The 16,925-nt window shown below is 47.9% G+C and carries 13 protein-coding genes; 4 read left to right on the top strand and 9 right to left on the bottom strand.

The features are described 5' to 3' along the window. Positions 1 to 47: 47 nt before the first annotated feature. The 3 genes from QVE09_RS25445 (at position 48) to pdxA (ending at position 3,422) form a co-directional block, all read left to right on the top strand. Positions 48 to 1,034 carry a 2-keto-3-deoxygluconate permease gene (locus QVE09_RS25445; protein WP_036616292.1) on the top strand — a complete coding sequence of 329 codons (987 nt, stop codon included), beginning with the start codon at positions 48 to 50 and terminating at the stop codon, positions 1,032 to 1,034. A 94-nt stretch (positions 1,035 to 1,128) separates the two neighbouring features. Further along, entirely contained in the window at positions 1,129 to 2,424 is a 1,296-nt protein-coding gene (locus QVE09_RS25450; protein WP_315939072.1) for a four-carbon acid sugar kinase family protein, read from the top strand. Beyond that, positions 2,421 to 3,422, top strand: coding sequence for a 4-hydroxythreonine-4-phosphate dehydrogenase PdxA (gene pdxA / locus QVE09_RS25455; protein WP_315939073.1), 1,002 nt, complete (start codon positions 2,421 to 2,423; stop codon positions 3,420 to 3,422). The genes QVE09_RS25450 and pdxA overlap by 4 nt, the downstream gene beginning before the upstream one ends. A 209-nt stretch (positions 3,423 to 3,631) precedes the next feature. Here pdxA and QVE09_RS25460 read toward each other — a convergent pair whose 3' ends face one another. Then, positions 3,632 to 4,555, bottom strand: a complete 924-nt coding sequence (locus QVE09_RS25460; RefSeq protein WP_315939074.1) for a helix-turn-helix domain-containing protein — start codon at positions 4,553 to 4,555, stop codon at positions 3,632 to 3,634. A 199-nt stretch (positions 4,556 to 4,754) separates the two neighbouring features. Here QVE09_RS25460 and QVE09_RS25465 point away from each other — a divergent pair, with 199 nt between their 5' ends. Further along, on the top strand, positions 4,755 to 7,928 hold the full coding sequence (locus tag QVE09_RS25465) for an alpha-mannosidase (protein ID WP_315939075.1): 3,174 nt from the start codon (positions 4,755 to 4,757) through the stop codon (positions 7,926 to 7,928). A gap of 117 nt (positions 7,929 to 8,045) precedes the next feature. Here the strand turns inward: QVE09_RS25465 and QVE09_RS25470 are convergent, their stop codons facing one another. The 8 genes from QVE09_RS25470 to QVE09_RS25505 form a co-directional block, all read right to left on the bottom strand. After that, complete coding sequence (locus QVE09_RS25470; protein ID WP_315939076.1) at positions 8,046 to 8,900, bottom strand: aldo/keto reductase; 855 nt, start codon at positions 8,898 to 8,900, stop codon at positions 8,046 to 8,048. 165 nt (positions 8,901 to 9,065) lie between these two features. Further along, positions 9,066 to 10,310: a macrolide family glycosyltransferase gene (locus QVE09_RS25475; RefSeq protein WP_315939077.1), complete on the bottom strand. Its 1,245-nt coding sequence runs from the start codon at positions 10,308 to 10,310 to the stop codon at positions 9,066 to 9,068. 182 nt (positions 10,311 to 10,492) lie between these two features. Next, complete coding sequence (locus QVE09_RS25480; RefSeq protein ID WP_315939078.1) at positions 10,493 to 10,993, bottom strand: hypothetical protein; 501 nt, start codon at positions 10,991 to 10,993, stop codon at positions 10,493 to 10,495. Between the two features lie 329 nt (positions 10,994 to 11,322). Continuing rightward, the gene (locus tag QVE09_RS25485; RefSeq protein ID WP_315939079.1) at positions 11,323 to 12,576 is read right to left on the bottom strand and encodes a mechanosensitive ion channel family protein; all 1,254 of its coding nucleotides are present in this window, start codon (positions 12,574 to 12,576) and stop codon (positions 11,323 to 11,325) included. Between the two features lie 148 nt (positions 12,577 to 12,724). Further along, positions 12,725 to 13,366: a polysaccharide deacetylase family protein gene (locus tag QVE09_RS25490; RefSeq protein WP_315939080.1), complete on the bottom strand. Its 642-nt coding sequence runs from the start codon at positions 13,364 to 13,366 to the stop codon at positions 12,725 to 12,727. 175 nt (positions 13,367 to 13,541) lie between these two features. Then, on the bottom strand, positions 13,542 to 14,417 hold the full coding sequence (locus QVE09_RS25495) for a carbohydrate ABC transporter permease (RefSeq protein WP_249913690.1): 876 nt from the start codon (positions 14,415 to 14,417) through the stop codon (positions 13,542 to 13,544). Between the two features lie 15 nt (positions 14,418 to 14,432). Next, positions 14,433 to 15,302, bottom strand: coding sequence for a carbohydrate ABC transporter permease (locus tag QVE09_RS25500; protein WP_017691225.1), 870 nt, complete (start codon positions 15,300 to 15,302; stop codon positions 14,433 to 14,435). Positions 15,303 to 15,508: 206 nt separating this feature from the next. Beyond that, positions 15,509 to 16,822 carry an extracellular solute-binding protein gene (locus tag QVE09_RS25505; RefSeq protein WP_315939081.1) on the bottom strand — a complete coding sequence of 438 codons (1,314 nt, stop codon included), beginning with the start codon at positions 16,820 to 16,822 and terminating at the stop codon, positions 15,509 to 15,511. Positions 16,823 to 16,925 lie beyond the last annotated feature (103 nt).

Raw genomic sequence — 16,925 nt, forward strand, 5'->3', positions numbered from 1 at the left:
CCTGCAAGCGCTTCATAAAAACGATTACTTCATAAGGAGCTACTACTATGAACATTAAAGCAACTTTAGATCGCATCCCTGGCGGTATGATGGTCGTTCCCCTGTTACTTGGTGCAACCATCAATACATTCTTCCCGAATGCCCTGCGCATTGGCGGATTCACGGAAGCTCTCTTCGTTAACAGTGCCAGTACATTGATTGCCCTGTTCCTGTTCATTGCGGGTACACAGATTACGTTTAAAACAGCAGGTTCCTCTGTCGGCAAAGGTTTGACCTTGCTTACGTTCAAATGGGTGATTGGTGCAGCCCTTGGTTTTATCGCTATTTTGTTCGCGGATTCAAACGGATTATTTCTCGGCCTTGCCCCGCTTGCCATTATTGCTGCGATGACTAACTCCAATGGCGGTTTGTACATTGCTCTCGCTGGCCAATACGGGAAAGAAGATGACAAAGCAGCCTACCCTTTCCTGGCACTCAGTGATGGTCCTTTCCTGACCATGGTAGCGCTCTCCATCTTTGGTGCGATGGGTTTTGCGAACGGCATGTTTTCCCCTATGGCCTTTGTCGCGGTATTGCTTCCGCTCATCGTTGGTGTCATTATTGGTAATCTGGACCGCAATCTGGCGGAATGGCTGCATAAAGGCAGTGACAAACTTGTTCCGTTCTTCGCATTTGCTCTGGGTATGAACATTAGCTTCTCTTCCATCATTCAAGGTGGTCTTAGCGGAATTTTACTGGGTGTGTTAACCGTGCTATTAACGGGCGGAATCGGTTTCCTGCTCTTTAAAGCCATCGGCTGGAACCCTATCGTGGGTGCTTCCGAAGGTTCAACAGCCGGGAATGCCGTAGGTACACCTGCTGCCATCGTGGCTGCTAATGCTTCATTTGGCCCAATTGCCGAGATTGCTACGGTGCAAATTGCAGCGAGCGTTGTAACAACAGCCATCCTGTTGCCGATCTTCATCGGATTCCTCTCCAAACGATTAGAGAAATCAGGTGGAGTCGAGAAATACAATCAACGACCAACCACATAAATGGGTATCACCTGATTTAATGTGCTTAATCTGTGCTTAATGGATGATCTGAACGGACTTTTATTAAATTGTGCTTACAAGGAGGGATGACTGCATGAAATTAGCCATTATTGCAGATGATTTGACCGGTGCCAATGACAGCGGGGTGCAGCTTGCCCGTCATGGCTTGAAGACCAGTGTTCTTTTTAATATAGATGAAGGCCCTCTTACACGTTACGATGCCGTCGTCTTTGATACAGATAGTCGTTCCATATCCCCACAGGAAGCGTATGACCGTGTATATCGGGCAGCTGAATTGCTGACGAACAACGGATTTGAGACGATTTTCAAAAAAATGGACTCCACCATGCGCGGCAATATCGGCACCGAGATTGATGCTGTATATGATGTCGTAAAGCCGGACTTTATGATGATTGCCCCGGGTTATCCAAAAAATAACCGGACGATATTGGAAGGAATTCATTACCTGAACGGCGTTCCGCTGGCAGATACTGAAATTGCCCATGATCCGAAGACACCTGTAACGATTTCCTACCTTCCGGACTTGTTGAAACAACAGACCAAGTACGAAGTTGGCGAGATCACCGTCGCCGATCTGGAAGCCGGGCAGAATCATATTCGCACCAAGCTAGAGCGGTTGAAAACAAATAACATCCCGTACGTAATGGTGGACTCCACCGAAGAAAGACATCTGGAACTGATTCTGCAGATGACTCGTGAGTTGGATTATACCTTTACTTGGGCAGGCTCGGCGGGCATTGCTAATTACCTCCCTGCGCATTACGAGTTGGAATCCAGGGCTGCTTCACTTGATATCCCGGAGAATTCCGGTCCAATCCTAACAGTGGTAGGCAGCGTGAACAAAAACTCACGTGAGCAGCTGCATCGCTTGATGCGCAACTCCCGCGTAGCTTCAGTCTCCTTCCATTCCTTCAAAGCGGTATCCGCAACCGCAGACCGCGCGGAAGAGATGGAACGTGTCTATAACGAGGTCCGAGACAAAGCGCTGGAAGGACAAGATGTTGTCCTCTACTCCACCGCTGAACAGGTGGATATTGAACTGGCACGGGCAACGGGCGAGATTCGTGGTCTCAATCACACGGAAGTCAGCAACCAAATTGTACTCGCGATGGGTGAGATCTGTGCCAGATTGCTGGAAGAGGGACTTTTCAAAGGGGTATCCATAACCGGCGGCGATACGGCAAAACAAATCTGTCTGAAATGGAATATTAGCGGCTTCGAGCTGCTGGATGAGCTTGAAATCGGCGTGCCGATCTCCAAGTTTATAGGGATTGATGATCTGCATGTGATTACCAAAGCAGGCGGATTCGGCAAACCCGATGTCTTTATTCATGCGATTCAAAAATTAAAAGGGGGTATTCTCGTATGAAACCTACAATTGGAATTACAATGGGCGACGCAGCAGGTATTGGACCGGAGATTATTATGAAAGCACTGGGTCATCAAGAGATGTACGATCAGTGCAACCCACTCGTTATTGGCGACGCGAAAATTCTGGAGCGTGTGTTACCTGTCATCGGCTCAGGTCTTAACGTTAACGCGATTCAAGAGCCTTCTGAAGCCAAGTATGAATTCGGTACTGTGGATGTGATTGATCTGAATCTCGTTCCTGCCGATCTGGAATATGGTAAAGTATCTGCCGTGGCTGGAGATGCAGCATTCCAGTTTCTCGCCAAAGCCATTGATCTTGCCAAAAAACAGCAGATTCACTCCATCTGCACCGCACCTTTGAACAAAGAAGCTCTGCATCAGGGGGGGCACCTGTATCCGGGGCACACCGAGATTCTGGCGGACCTGACGGATACACAGGATTTCTCGATGATGTTGACCACGCCGAATCTGCGCGTTATTCACCTGACAACACACATGGGTCTGATTGATGCTATTGCGAGTATTAACCCGGAAAGAACCTACACCGTTGTGAAGCTTGCTCATGATACGTTGAAAAAAGCAGGTTTTGAGAATCCGCGCGTTGCCGTATGCGGAATCAATCCTCATGCCGGGGAGAACGGCTTGTTCGGTAATGGAGAAGAAGAAGAGAAACTGCAGCCCGGCATTGAGCGTGCGCAGCAGGAAGGCATTAACGTCGTTGGTCCACTCCCGGCGGACACACTCTTCTTCCGCGCTGGTCGCGGTGACTTCGATATCGTTGTAGCCTGCTATCACGACCAAGGCCATGCACCGATCAAGGTGATGGGCATTGAGGAAGGCGTGAACATCACCGTTGGCCTGAAAGGCGGTATCATCCGTACGTCTGTGGACCACGGTACGGCCTTTGATATCGCTGGTAAAAATATCGCCGATGATAAAAGCATGCTGGCTGCCATCCGCTCTGCTATCGAGCTGGCGCCGAAGGATCACGTTTAAGAATAGCCGTCATACGGGGCACAAGAGTAGTTCTGGTTGTGCCACCATCACTAGGTAGACGTAATCTATATAATAGAAGGAAAAAGGCAATCCCTTTGTAACTTAGAGGGTTTGCCTTTTTCTATATCTTCATATATTCATATATTTGTGGCCATCGCCATTCATGCAGCACATCTCCATGGACATTTCCCGATCATCTCTGTCTTCAGTCAGCGCTCAGGCCTACCCAAGGATATCACTTCACGTTCGCTCTGCGAATGTCTGCTTCGGCGATATGCACTTGGTGACATTCCGTTCTGTTTGTTGAAGATACGGTTGAACTGGGAAAAGCTTGTGAACCCACACTGTGCAGCAATATCTGTGATTTTCTCACTTGAATTCAGCAGCAATTGCTGGGCATTCCGAATACGGGTCATCTGCACATACTCCGTGAAGGTGAAGCCGGTAACCTTATTGAATTGGCGAGACAAGTGATGGGCACTTACATAAAAGCGCTTGGATACCTCATCCAGAGATAAATCCTGCTGATAATGACTATGAATATAGGATGCAATGGCATACATGCGTCGGGACATCGATGATCCTGTCTCTTCACGCACATACCCGTTCTCTGCCGAATAACGATGAAGGGCACAGAGAAACTCCATGAACTTGCTATGAATCATAACCGATTGAAGTGCAGAAGGCTGCTGCGATATAGCAAAAATATCATTGATCGGCGCCAGGACTTCCTTGCGTTTTTCTTCTGTAAATCGGAATATCGGGATGGGTTCATCAAAAATCGAAAACAGCTCATTGTAATCGTTCTCAAGACCAGGTGTATTACGTGGCATGGCAAAGGTGATCATCAATCGTTTCGGCGGGGTACCCTTCGGATATTGCGTTTTATGCAGCAAAGAAGGTCGCAGCAGAACGATATCATAAGGTTGAATCTCGTACAAACTGCCTTCAATGATGTGGGCAGCCGTGCGATCCAGAAGAATACAGATTTCATAGAAATCATGGAAATGCTGAAACTCCATATTTAGATCATGAGAACGCTCGTCATAATCCAGATGATAAAAAAGTGAATCTCCAGGCTGGTTCACATGGATCGCATATCCCTGCTCGTATGCCAAAACCGATGGTGTCATGGACATGCCCCCTATCCTGATTCTAATGATTTTATTTTAGCATGAAATGCAATAAAAAGACGTTATTTTCAGCATACAATACATAGTTTCACCCATTTCTCTTTTGTTATGATAAAGTTGATATGTTAGCGCTTGCAGTATTATCACTCCAACAACGACTACAGCCTGTACTTACTACAAACCAAGGTGGGAAACCAACATGAAAATGAATTCCTTGTATACTCGAATCCATACCATAGTTAAACACTTGGAACGTGCAAGACTAACCTCAAAGACATATATCCCTGAGCTTTATCATAAAGAAAGTGGTTACCACTCCTGGGAACTGGTGCATGAGGACCCTTCCTCCTGGAACGTATTCCGTAAGGGTGATGGCTGGGGTGGCAAAGACGTTCACAGCTGCTTCAAAACCCGCATTCAGATTCCGGATCAAATGGAAGGGAAAAAGATCGTGTGTGCCATCGTCACCGGTGCTGATGATATCTGGAACTACGATAATCCGCAATTTCTGGCATTCCTCAATGGGGAATTGATCTGCGGTCTGGATGTTAACCATACGGAAATCGACTTGACCTCATCCGCGGTGAAGGGCGAAGAGTTTGAGCTGGCATTATATGCGTATTGCAGTACGTCTGCCGCGGATGTTTTTCTAAATGTATATATCGCCGAACATCATCAGCAAGTCTCCGATTTATATTACGATCTCAAGGCTGCGCTGGATGCTGCGGATCTGCTGCGTGAGGATGATCTGGAGCGCCTGAAGCTGATCGAACATCTGAATAAAGCCGTGAATCTGCTGGATTTGCGCCAGGAAAACAGTGCAGAATTCCATGCGTCGGTGCTGGAAGCGCGCCGATATCTGCAAGATCATGTCTATGGTGATATCCGCCCTGCTGGTGATCATATCCCTACCGTGCACTGTATCGGACACACGCATATCGATGTGGCTTGGCTATGGACATTGGATCAGACTCGGGAGAAGGTCATTCGCAGCTTCGCGAGTGTACTCTACTTGATGGACAAGTTCCCGGAGTATACCTTCATGTCCTCTCAGCCCCAGCTGTATGCATACCTGAAAGCAGACTACCCGTCCCTATATGAGAAAATCAAGGAAAAGGTGGCCGAGGGCCGCTGGGAAGCGGAAGGTTCCATGTGGCTGGAAGCCGATTGTAACCTGATTTCGGGTGAATCCATGATCCGTCAGATTATCTACGGCAAACGTTTCTTCAAGGAAGAATTCGGCGTGGAGAACCGCGTGCTCTGGCTGCCGGATGTATTTGGTTATAGTGCAGCGATGCCGCAGATTATGCGCAAGAGCGGCATTGATTATTTTATGACGACCAAAATCGCCTGGAATGATACAAACCAGATTCCAAACGACACGATGTATTGGAAAGGAATCGACGGATCAGAGGTCCTGACCCATTTCATTACAGCAACAGATTATGACAAACATCCTGATTTCAGGCAGCGCCGCTTCGAGACGACCTATAATGGACGGTTTAATGCTTCGCAAGTGAAAGGCACGTGGCAGCGATACCAGAACAAAAACATCAATGCAGATGTCCTGCAATGTTTCGGATTCGGGGATGGCGGCGGCGGACCAACTGAGGAGATGCTGGAGCATGGCAGACGACTCGATGTTGGATTGCCGGGTGTACCCGCGGTGAAACGTACCTTTGTACGCGAGTTTTTCGAGAAGTTGGAGCAAAATCTGGCTGATGCTCCTTCCGTTCCTCGCTGGTCGGGTGAGCTGTATCTGGAGTATCACCGGGGTACCTACACTTCCATGGCGCGCAACAAACGGTACAACCGTCATAGCGAATTTGCGCTGGCCGATGCCGAATTGTATGCCATGATTCATCGTCAGGCGAATGCACAGGCGGCCTATCCAACCGATGCACTGGAGCATGCATGGAAGCTGACGATGCTGAACCAGTTCCATGATATTCTCCCGGGCAGCTCCATTGAGCAGGTATATGTGGATTCCAAGGAGCAATATGAAGAAGTACTGCGTGTCACGGATGAGCTGAAAGACAGTGCGCTGAACGGCATTGCAAGCCAAATTACATCTGATGGCGAAGCCATTGTAGTATTTAACACGACCGGATTTGTACGGACGGATGTGGTTGAACTGCCTGCTTTTGCGAGAAAAGTGACCGTTTATGATGGAGATCGTCCTCTACCAAGCCAGCGGACTCCCGAAGGTGGACTTGTATTCCTTGCAGAGAACGTGCCTGCATCCGGGTATAAATCTTTCCGAATCACACCGGATCTGACAGGCGAGCTTGTCGCGGGAGTTTCGGTTGCACAGTGGGAAGCCAATCAGCGCCACATCCATACACCTTGGTACGATATTCACCTGAATGAAGGTGCCGAATTCACATCCGTATGGGACAAATTGGAGGGCCGCGAGTTGCTTCAGTCTGGCAAGCGTGGTAACGTGCTGCAAGTGTTCGAGGATCGACCTGCGGAATACGAGGCATGGAACATTGACGATTATTATGAACAGCATATGTGGGAGATTAATGACCTGCAATCGCTGGAGTGGGTTGAAAGTGGGCCCGTACGTTCCGTGCTTCAAGTGAAGCGACAGTTCCTGGACTCGGTCATTGAGCAAACGATCATCTTCTACGCGCATACACACCGGATTGATTTCCGTACGTTTGTGGACTGGAAGCAGGAGCATCTGCTGCTGAAAGCCGCCTTCCCGCTCGATATCTGGAGTGAAAAGGCCGTTTACGAAATCCAGTATGGCAACGTTGAGCGTGCTACCCACCGTAATACGAGTTGGGATCAAGCCCGGTTTGAAGTATGCGGGCAGAAGTGGGCCGATCTGGCGGAGAACGGGTACGGTACCGCCCTGCTGAACGACTGCAAATACGGATATGATATTCATAACTCGGTGATGCGACTGTCGCTGATCAAGAGCGCAACGTACCCGAATGAAAATGCCGACAAAGAGCAGCACGTATTCACCTACGCGCTCTATCCGCATCAGGGCGACTTCCGTGAAGGACGTGTCATCCAAGCTGCTTATGATCTCAACCGTCCGCTGGTTGCTCGTGAGATTGCATCGCAAACCGGTACGTTGCCGGGAACATGGTCACTCGCATCGGTCGATCAGGATAATGTCGTGCTGGAGGTTATCAAAAAAGCCGAGAACAACGATGATATGATCATCCGTCTCTATGAAGCACACGGCCGCCGCAGCCATGCTTCTCTGCAATTGCCTGAGGGAGCAGGTGCGACGGCGTACGCGTGTGATTTGCTCGAGAACAACGAAGCGGAATGCGCCGTGGAAAACGGACGGATTTCTTTTGATATCAAACCGTACGAGATTCTAACTTTCCGTATCCCTGCGGGACAGTAAACAGAAATTACGCTACATGAAAAACTGCAACATTGCTTAATATGCTTCAACAATAAAGCAATAAAGGGCTGCCTCCTGTCATATCTGACATGAGAGCAGCCCTTCATTTGTCGTTCTTTAAAATTCTTCGTACTCGCTTGGGTCCTGATCCCACAAACGTCCATCCGGACGATTAAATGCAGAGATGACCTGCATCTCTTCTGTGCTCAACTCAAAATCGAATATATCGATATTTTCCTGTTGATGCTGCAAGGAGCCGGCTTTCGGAATGGGAATGGAACCCAGCTGAACATGCCAGCGCAGAATGATCTGGGTTGGCGTTTTGCCATGCGTTTCCGCAATCCAAAGAATGTTCTCATCCTTCAGAATATCCTGTACGGCATCATTGCCACGTCCAATTGGACTCCAGGATTCGTTCACTATGCCATGCTTCTTATCCTGTTTCCGCTGATCAGCTTGGTCAAAGAACGGATGCAGCTCAATCTGATTCAGACTCGGCGCTATCCCCGTTTCCTTAATCAGACGTTCATTATGTTCAGGTAGGAAGTTACTCACTCCGATGGAACGAATATACCCGCGTTTTTTCGCTTCAATCAGTGCTTGCCATGCCTCGACATACATGTCCTTCTTCGGATTGGGCCAGTGAATCAGATAGAGATCATAATAATCCAGATCCGCTCTGTATAGAGATTCCTGGATCGCCACGAGTGCCTTGTCATAAGCGTGATAACGCCCCGGCAGCTTCGAGGAAATGAGCAGATCTTCTCTGGCGATGGAGCTTTGTTTGATTGCTCTGCCCACCGTTGCCTCATTCTCATAGTTATACGCCGTATCAATTAATCGATAACCCGCATCCATTGCGGACGCAATCGATTTAACGCCTTCTTCTCCTTTTAAACTATAGGTACCAAATCCAATTGCAGGCACTTTCAAGCCATCGTTCAATGTATATTCCGGAATTCGATGATTCATCTGAAGACTCTCCTTTGCAAAAGGTATACGAACAATATGGTAAAAATAATGCCCCTCTCCGTTTATCTACCCCTCCATACGCGCTTGAATCAATTGGAAGCCACCACTCCGTTTTAGTCAGGTGACGGCTTCCTCTTCTAGCTCTCATGAAGAACGGTCTCCTTTTCATTCAAACGAAGAGATGGGCGTGGCCGATAACGGCTGATTGCCTATAAAGTTCTTAATGGCCATAGCAGCCTGCTTATACCCGCCAGCATCGCGTAACGTTTTCCCAATAACCTCAGCATGCTCCTTGTAGGAGGCATTACCGAGCACTTCTAATACTGCGTTTCTAAGCACATCGGGTGTAAGGTTATTTTTGTCCACGATGACCCCTGCTCCCAACTCCTGTACCCGGCCTGCTACACGCGGCTGATCCGATGCTAACGGAAGCATGATTAATGGTACATTGTAATACAAAGCTTCGCTGGTACTGTTCATGCCTGCATGTGTCAGAAAAGCATCTACACACTGCAACACTTCCAGTTGAGGGACATAGGGTCTTATGATGAAATTGTCAGGAATGAGATCAGCAATGGGCTCTATATCGGTATCCCTCCCAGAAGATAATATAAACTGCACAGGCAAATTACGAAAGGCCGTGAAGCAAAGCTTATAAAACTCGAGATCTTTATTTAAAATGGTTCCCATCGAAATATAAACGACCTGCTTATAAAGAGCATGCAGAGATTCATTTGCAAAAGCTGGCGCATCCTTGCGTGGGATAATGGATGGGCCTGTGAACACAAAGCTGTCGTCCAGCTTGTCCCCCATGGGTTGAAAATAGCGGCTTGTATAGACAATCTTCAGTTGTCCTGGATGCCCTGAAAGTTCCGCCAGGGAAGGTATAGCCATATCGAACTGGGAAGCTATTTGCTGGGACACTTCCACGATGCTGTTATATAGCTCCTTGACCTCCTCCGTATCATCATTCAGTTGATTGTCTGATCCAAGAGGCTCCACAAAAACAAAGGTGCTGGTTGAGCATACCGTTGGTATACCTAGCTTCTCACCTAGAATTTTTCCTCCCCAGCCTATTATGGAGTCAAAAATGATATAATCGTAGGTTTCATGTTCGATCAGATTCAGAACATCTGGAATAAACCGATGAATAACTTTTTCCAATATCATATATAAAAACTGGTAAGGATGTTTGAGTTCGAATGGCTTCATACCAGGATTGTTGAGCAGGGTAGCCTCGTTGAAGGAGTAGGCTTTAAAATGTGCGCCTAACGCTTCAATCTTCGTCCGGTATTTTTCGGTACAACAGTAGACCACTTCATCACCGTTCTCTACCAGTTCCTTGATTAATCCAAGCGACGGATTGATATGGCCTTCTGCAGGGATCATCACAACTAATACACGTGCCACGGCACTCACCTCCATTAAATTTTCCAATGAACTCAAGTGGGGGATATGGTAACCCATTCTTCCAGACCATTGGCTTGAATAAATAAAACTCTACTACCTCATTGAGGCGGTAGAGTTCCTATTCATGAGACGGAAGCATTAAAGTCTACGATACCTGACGTTATTTTACTCTCACGAGATGGTCACGGCACCCAAACATCCCTTTTATAAAAGGTTACGCTGTAAGCATCGGTATCGCTGTAACGTCCATCCTTGCTTACCACTTTAAAATATACATTATTGTAGTCGACAAGAACTGTATCCGCTCCTGACGTATTCGTAGAAGAAGCAACCAAATTTCCAGCGCTGTCATAGGCGTACAAATCGTAATCATAGCCGGAAGGAGAACCCAGCACGACAGATTTGCCATGCCCTCTGAATGTAAAGTAGTCTACATCTGTCGGGGATGATAGATAAGACCAAGCACTTCCACCCCAGTAAGCCGGACCGTAGGGAGTGGCCACCGTTTGCGTTGGGATTTTATACGCGGTGCTCAAAGTGTCATTCGACTCGTAATTATCCGCCAAGGCCGTACCCACAATCGATCCTGATAAAAGCGTCACCATAATAGCAGCATACAATGTTTTCTTCATTTCATTCTCCCTCCATTTCTTATGAAAGTTAGCACGCCAAAGAGACTTCATGCTTTCCCTCGTTCTTAGACACGCCTAATCAGAATAAGCTCCAATTCACCTCTTTCAAAATATGGAATTAATTAGATTATAATGTAAAGAAATACATATTGTCTACTTGTTTTTGCAGACATTCTGTTTTGTTATCTTGCACTGAACCCTATCCCATGAACTGACCGTCAGTCTCATAAATAAAGCACTTGGATCTGTTCCTGTAATTTTAAAATTAGCCAACTTGTTAAGACTCCACGTATCCTCACCCATGGCCGAATTGGAGGGACATCCAAACGTAAAAACGACCACCAACATGGTGGTCGTCACATCTATTTTGATAAATCTTCTTAGTACTCTCGCGCATATTGCTTATCCTCTTTCAGTTGCACAATGTCATGTCCGGTTGGATTCTGGAAGGCCCGTAGTCCAAATGTTGACGCCACCGCGAAGATATGGTCAAAGATATCCGCCTGAACGTTCTCATATACACCCCAGTTAATATCATTGCTGAATGCATAGATTTCCAGAGGCAGCCCGCGATCTTCCGGTGCTAATTGTCGCACAATCATCGTCATATCTTTATTGATTTTTGGATGATTCCTCAAATATTGATGGATATATTCCCGGAATACACCGACATTTGTCAGTTGTCTGCCGTTCACGTTGCTTTCGGTATTCACCTCGTGCTCCATATTGTATGCTTGAATTTCCTTTAATTTTTCCGTTACATAATCAGTCAGGTAGTGGATTTTCTCAAATTCAGCCACCATCTCTTCCGTACAAAAACGGATACTGCTGATATCAATATAGATACTCCGCTTAATCCTTCTGCCGCCGGACACCTGCATGCCTCTCCAGTTACGGAACGAGTCCGAAATGAGGGCGTAGCTTGGAATCATCGTAATCGTTTTATCAAAATTCATAACCTTTACCGTGTTCAATGTAATGTCGATGACATCACCGTCCGCGTTATACTTTGGCATCTCGATCCAGTCACCAACGCGCACCATATCGTTCGACGATAGCTGTACACCGGCCACGAGGCCCAGGATCGAGTCTTTGAATACGAGCATTAATACCGCCGATAACGCCCCAAGTCCACTGAGGATAATAAGCGGGTTCTGTCCGATCAGGCTGGAGATGACGATAATGCCCCCGATAATGAACAGGACAATCTTGGCTACCTGAATGTAACTCTTGATTGGGCGGATCTTCGACACCTCATAGGTACGATAGATATCATCGAAGACATTCAGCAGAGCATTCAGAACCGTAATCATGATGACAATCATGTAGGTCATTGCTGCTTTTTCAATCAAAGCCTGATAGGGCGGGAAAATATAAGCAGAATAATAGATAATAATGGCCGGTACGAGATGCGACAGCTTATGGAATAACTTCTTCTCCACAATGATGTTGCCCCACTTATACCTGTTGTTATTGACGATATGATTAATCGCCTTGAGCACTAATTTTTTGGCTATAAAGTTCGCCAGTACCGAAATCACTGCTATAAAAATAACCATAATCACATTCGAAAGGTATCCAATGGAAGGTCCACTCATGCCGAGTTCTTCTAGTTGATTTCTGATAAAGTCCATTGTTTCCTCCTGACATAATCTAGTTTAGCCTATTATTATAAAGTAGTTTGAGAGGGCAAGCAAAGTTTGTGCTCCCGCTTCATTCTTCCTATGTATTATATATATTAAAAAAAGACCCTGTCATTCAAAGAATGATGGGCCCACTTGATTATGTCGTCTTTGCATCATGATCACGAGAAATATCCAGCAACTCACTCACCGTAACCAATCGATACCCTTCCCCCGCCAGTTCCTCCACCAGCACACGAACCGCCTCCACCGTCTGAGAACGATCGCCGTACCCGTCATGGAATATGAGCACGCTTCCTGGTTTCACCGCAGACCGGGTACGCTCCAGAATATGCTCAACGCCGGGATTGTCCCAATCCCTCGCATCACCGTTGACCGAACCAATCGTGCGATATCCACGCTCCGCCGCCAGAGACAGTATATCATCGTTTACGCCAAAATACGGCGGGCGGAAGCAGCGGGCAGGTTCCCCCGTAACTTCTTGAACAAGATTTTCTGCGCGTTGCAGCTCCTCTCCGGCTTCCTCCAGCGTCAGCTTGGTCAGATCCGGATGCGTGTACGTATGGTTGGCGATCTCATGCCCTTCACGGTGCACCTCCGCCGCAATCTCCGGGTGGTTCTCCATCTCTTGGCCAATCATGAAAAACGTCGCCCGCCCACCGGCACGGCGGAATATCTCAAGCACTTGAGGTGTATACACCGGATGTGGCCCATCATCAAACGTGAACGCCACAACCTTTTCCCGAACAGACTCCTGCACTATCAACGCGGTACTGAGCATAAATAATGGCCCCTCTCTGCAACTGCCTGCTACATACCCCCTTATTATTCCATGACCACAGGCTCCGGTCTAGTCCAGAGATCACACCTTACGAAATCCCGAATCAAGTCGATATCTACCAGAAAGAGAGCACAGCGAGCAAACAGCAACCCCCTTCTACCGCCACGCCCTCCAGCTAACCTTTGATCGCACCTGCGATCATGCTCTTCTGCACCTGTTTGTTCAACAGCAGATAGATGACCACCGTTGGCACCGTTGTAATCATCAGTCCAGCACCAATGATACCCCATTGCGTAATGTACGTTCCCACCATCGACATCATACCCACCGTCAACGTCTGGTAAGCCGTGTTATTGATAAACGTAACTGCAAACATCAGCTCATTCCAGCAGGACAGAAATGTGAAGATCGCTACAGTTGATATGGCCGGACGCACAAGCGGCAGGATAATGGAGAAAAACGTCCGGTATATGCCACAGCCGTCGATAACTGCCGACTCCTCCATCTCTCTTGGGATACCTTTGAAAAAGCTGCCCAGAATGAATACCGCCATCGGAATGCCAAATGCCACATAGGGAATGATCAGAGACCAATAGCTGTTGAGCAGGCTCAGATTCTTCAAAATAATAAACAATGGCAGCAGCGCCGCATGAATCGGCACCATCATGCCCAGCAAAATGAGTGTCATCGTGAACCCGCTGAGCTTCCAGTTCATTCTTGTGATTGCGTAACCCGTCATGGAGGACAGGATCAGTACCAAGACAATGGAGGCCGCAGTAACCAGCACACTATTCATAAAATAGGTCAGCACATGGCCGTCGGACATTGCTTTGGTGTAGTTACTCCACAAAAACGCTTTGGGTAACCCAGCCACATCACCGCTGAAGATTTCACTGTTATCCTTCAGGGAAAACAGCGCCAGCCAGATGAGCGGGTAGATCTGCACAATCGCAACGAGGATCAGAAACGCTTGCAGGAACACTTTCCCGATCGGTCCGGAGATGGACCTCGGCTTGGGCTTTTTTTGCAACATGACTTCTATGGTACTCATGCCTTTTGCCTCCCTCTACTCCGTTTTGAACAATGAATTAATGAGGATCGTACACACCAAACACTCCACAATGATGAAAACCGAGATCGCACTGCCATATCCGTACCGGAACGTATCAAAAATGGTAGCGTACATCAGCGTGCTCGGTACTTCAGTGGTGTAGAATGGTCCGCCTCCCGTCAGCACATAGATCAGGTCAAACACCTTGAACGCACCAATGACGGAAAAAACAAGGCTTACCTTCAGAATTGGCTTCATCAGCGGGATCATAATGGACCACGCCGTGCGAATACGGGAAGCACCATCCATTCGAGCAGCTTCGAGCACATCCTGAGACACGGACTTTGCTCCTGCATACATCAGCAGCATGTGATACCCCACGTACTGCCACAAGGTCGGAATAAACGATGCCGCCAGCGCGGTGTCCTTCTGCCCCAGCCAGTCCTGTGCCAGGCTGGATAAGCCAATACTTTGCAGCAGCACGTTCAGCAGGCCATAATCGGCATTGTAGATTTTTGACCACAACTGGGCAATAACCACCGTTGAGATCAACACCGGGATGAAATACACGGTCCGGTAGAATCCTTCCCCCTTCACGTTGGACGCCAGAATCAGTGCGAGCACCAGCGAGATCGGCAGTTGAATGAACACCGAAGCACCTGCGAATAACAGGGAGTTTTTGATCGAATTCAGCACCCGGGTATCCTTAAACATCTCTACATAGTTGTCCAGGCCAATAAATGTACCCCTGCCTACGCCGTTCCAGTCCAGCAGACTGTAATAACTGGAGACAAAGATCGGAATGAGCACAATACCGCAGAACAGAAGCAGTGTCGGTAGTACGAAGACGGCTATCGTGCCTTTATTGGAAAATACAGAGTTCATTATTGTTCTCCTCTCAAAGGCGTGACCGGGATATACCGGACCACGCCTTGTTTGGGTTCATCTTCATGGTTAGAAGCGGTAGCATTGCAAGCTCACAAGGTCTATGCGCAAGATATTCACAGGTAATTTGCAAAGACTTGTAGTGTAAGGACCTAGGGCCTGTAAGCATTTAAGCTTGCACGCACGTATACCTGCCTACCTGTTTTCTATAGACTTAGCTCTGTTGGTTTGAGCTGTGCCATCTGTTTGCAGAACTCCTCCGGTGTTACATCGCCGGCAAGCAGCTGGGCAATCAGGTTTTTGTGCGCTTCGGCAGACTCCGCTGGCAGAATGTTATCCCACCACGCGATGAATGAGGTCGCCGTTTTCATAATATCTGCCGCAGACAGATCAAGGGAGGACAGGCTGGATGTGTCGAGTGCATCGGTTTTCCAGCTTGGCAGACCCGCTCCAGCCAGGAAACCTTGCGTACCAAGCTGCTCACTCAGATACATGAGGAATTCCACGGCTTCCTTCGGATGTTTGGTATTCTGGTTGATGTAGAAACCATCGACGGCTCCGCCAAAGATTTCGGTATTTGTGCCTTTGCCATCCTCAAACACCGGGAACGGAATCACTTTCACTTTTCCTTTGACTGCGGAGGACGGGTCCTCAATTCCTGCATTCACCCAGTTGGCCTGGAACATCATCGCCCCGTTGCCTGCATTAAATGCCCCAAGCATCTCGTCATAGCTCATGCTGAACATGCTGCTGTTGAACGCTCCTGCTTGTGCAAGCTGCTGCATTTTGGTCGCGGCGGCAACAAAATCGGGCGAATCCCACTTCGACGGATCTTTAAAGGCTTCCATCACCGCAGCATTGCCTGCCTGACGCATCGCAATAATGTCGTACCAGTACATGCCCGGCCAGCGATCCTTCTCTCCAATCACAGCCGGGGTGATTCCTGCCGCTTTCAGCTTGGAGACTGCATCCAACAGTTCGTTATAGGTGGTCGGAATCTTGGCACCCGCCTGCTCGAACAGTTCTGTATTCACGTAAAGATTGGCGATATGTGTGTACACGGGCAATGTGTAGATTTTGCCGTCCATATTGATGGCCTCCGCCATACCCGGCCCCATTCGTTCTTTGATATCGTCCGTCAGGTAACTTGAGATTTCCAGCACATTACCGGATTTGATATATGGCTGCATGAAGCTGCCACCACCCATGCCATAGAACAGGTCTGGCGCTTCACCAGCTGCAATCGATGTTTTGACTTTGGTTTTGTACTGTTCTCCTGTCGTGCCCGTACGTTCAACCTGAATGTCCGGATGCTCGCTGTTCCATTTCTCAACAATCTCGGGCAGCAGCTTGGCCGAAGGGTCGGTATTGCCGACCGATTGATCCCACAGCGTCAGCTTAATCTTGCCGTTACTTTCCCCCTGTGCTCCGCCGGACGAACCGGATGAACATGCCGCCAAACTGCTTACAATGCCCAGAGTCAGAATTAGACTTGCTGATTTTTTTAATAGCGCTTTCATATCTATAGACCTCCCTATGTGTTTTCGTTGGTTCTAGCCCATATTTTAGGCGAAGTTTGCTTTGTTCTCCATTTAGAAAACAGGCATCGATTTGTAATATTTG

The sequence above is a fragment of the Paenibacillus sp. ClWae2A genome, assembly GCF_032452295.1.
GTDB lineage: Bacteria > Bacillota > Bacilli > Paenibacillales > Paenibacillaceae > Paenibacillus.

What these genes read in the sequence shown, in the direction of transcription:
- QVE09_RS25445 (WP_036616292.1), top strand. Translation starts at nt 48, where the DNA reads ATGAACATTAAAGCAACTTTAGATCGCATCCCTGGCGGTATGATGGTC.
- QVE09_RS25450 (WP_315939072.1), top strand. Translation starts at nt 1,129, where the DNA reads ATGAAATTAGCCATTATTGCAGATGATTTGACCGGTGCCAATGACAGC.
- pdxA (WP_315939073.1), top strand. Translation starts at nt 2,421, where the DNA reads ATGAAACCTACAATTGGAATTACAATGGGCGACGCAGCAGGTATTGGA.
- QVE09_RS25460 (WP_315939074.1), bottom strand. Translation starts at nt 4,555, where the DNA reads ATGACACCATCGGTTTTGGCATACGAGCAGGGATATGCGATCCATGTG.
- QVE09_RS25465 (WP_315939075.1), top strand. Translation starts at nt 4,755, where the DNA reads ATGAAAATGAATTCCTTGTATACTCGAATCCATACCATAGTTAAACAC.
- QVE09_RS25470 (WP_315939076.1), bottom strand. Translation starts at nt 8,900, where the DNA reads ATGAATCATCGAATTCCGGAATATACATTGAACGATGGCTTGAAAGTG.
- QVE09_RS25480 (WP_315939078.1), bottom strand. Translation starts at nt 10,993, where the DNA reads ATGAAGTCTCTTTGGCGTGCTAACTTTCATAAGAAATGGAGGGAGAAT.
- QVE09_RS25485 (WP_315939079.1), bottom strand. Translation starts at nt 12,576, where the DNA reads ATGGACTTTATCAGAAATCAACTAGAAGAACTCGGCATGAGTGGACCT.
- QVE09_RS25490 (WP_315939080.1), bottom strand. Translation starts at nt 13,366, where the DNA reads ATGCTCAGTACCGCGTTGATAGTGCAGGAGTCTGTTCGGGAAAAGGTT.
- QVE09_RS25495 (WP_249913690.1), bottom strand. Translation starts at nt 14,417, where the DNA reads ATGAGTACCATAGAAGTCATGTTGCAAAAAAAGCCCAAGCCGAGGTCC.
- QVE09_RS25500 (WP_017691225.1), bottom strand. Translation starts at nt 15,302, where the DNA reads ATGAACTCTGTATTTTCCAATAAAGGCACGATAGCCGTCTTCGTACTA.
- QVE09_RS25505 (WP_315939081.1), bottom strand. Translation starts at nt 16,822, where the DNA reads ATGAAAGCGCTATTAAAAAAATCAGCAAGTCTAATTCTGACTCTGGGC.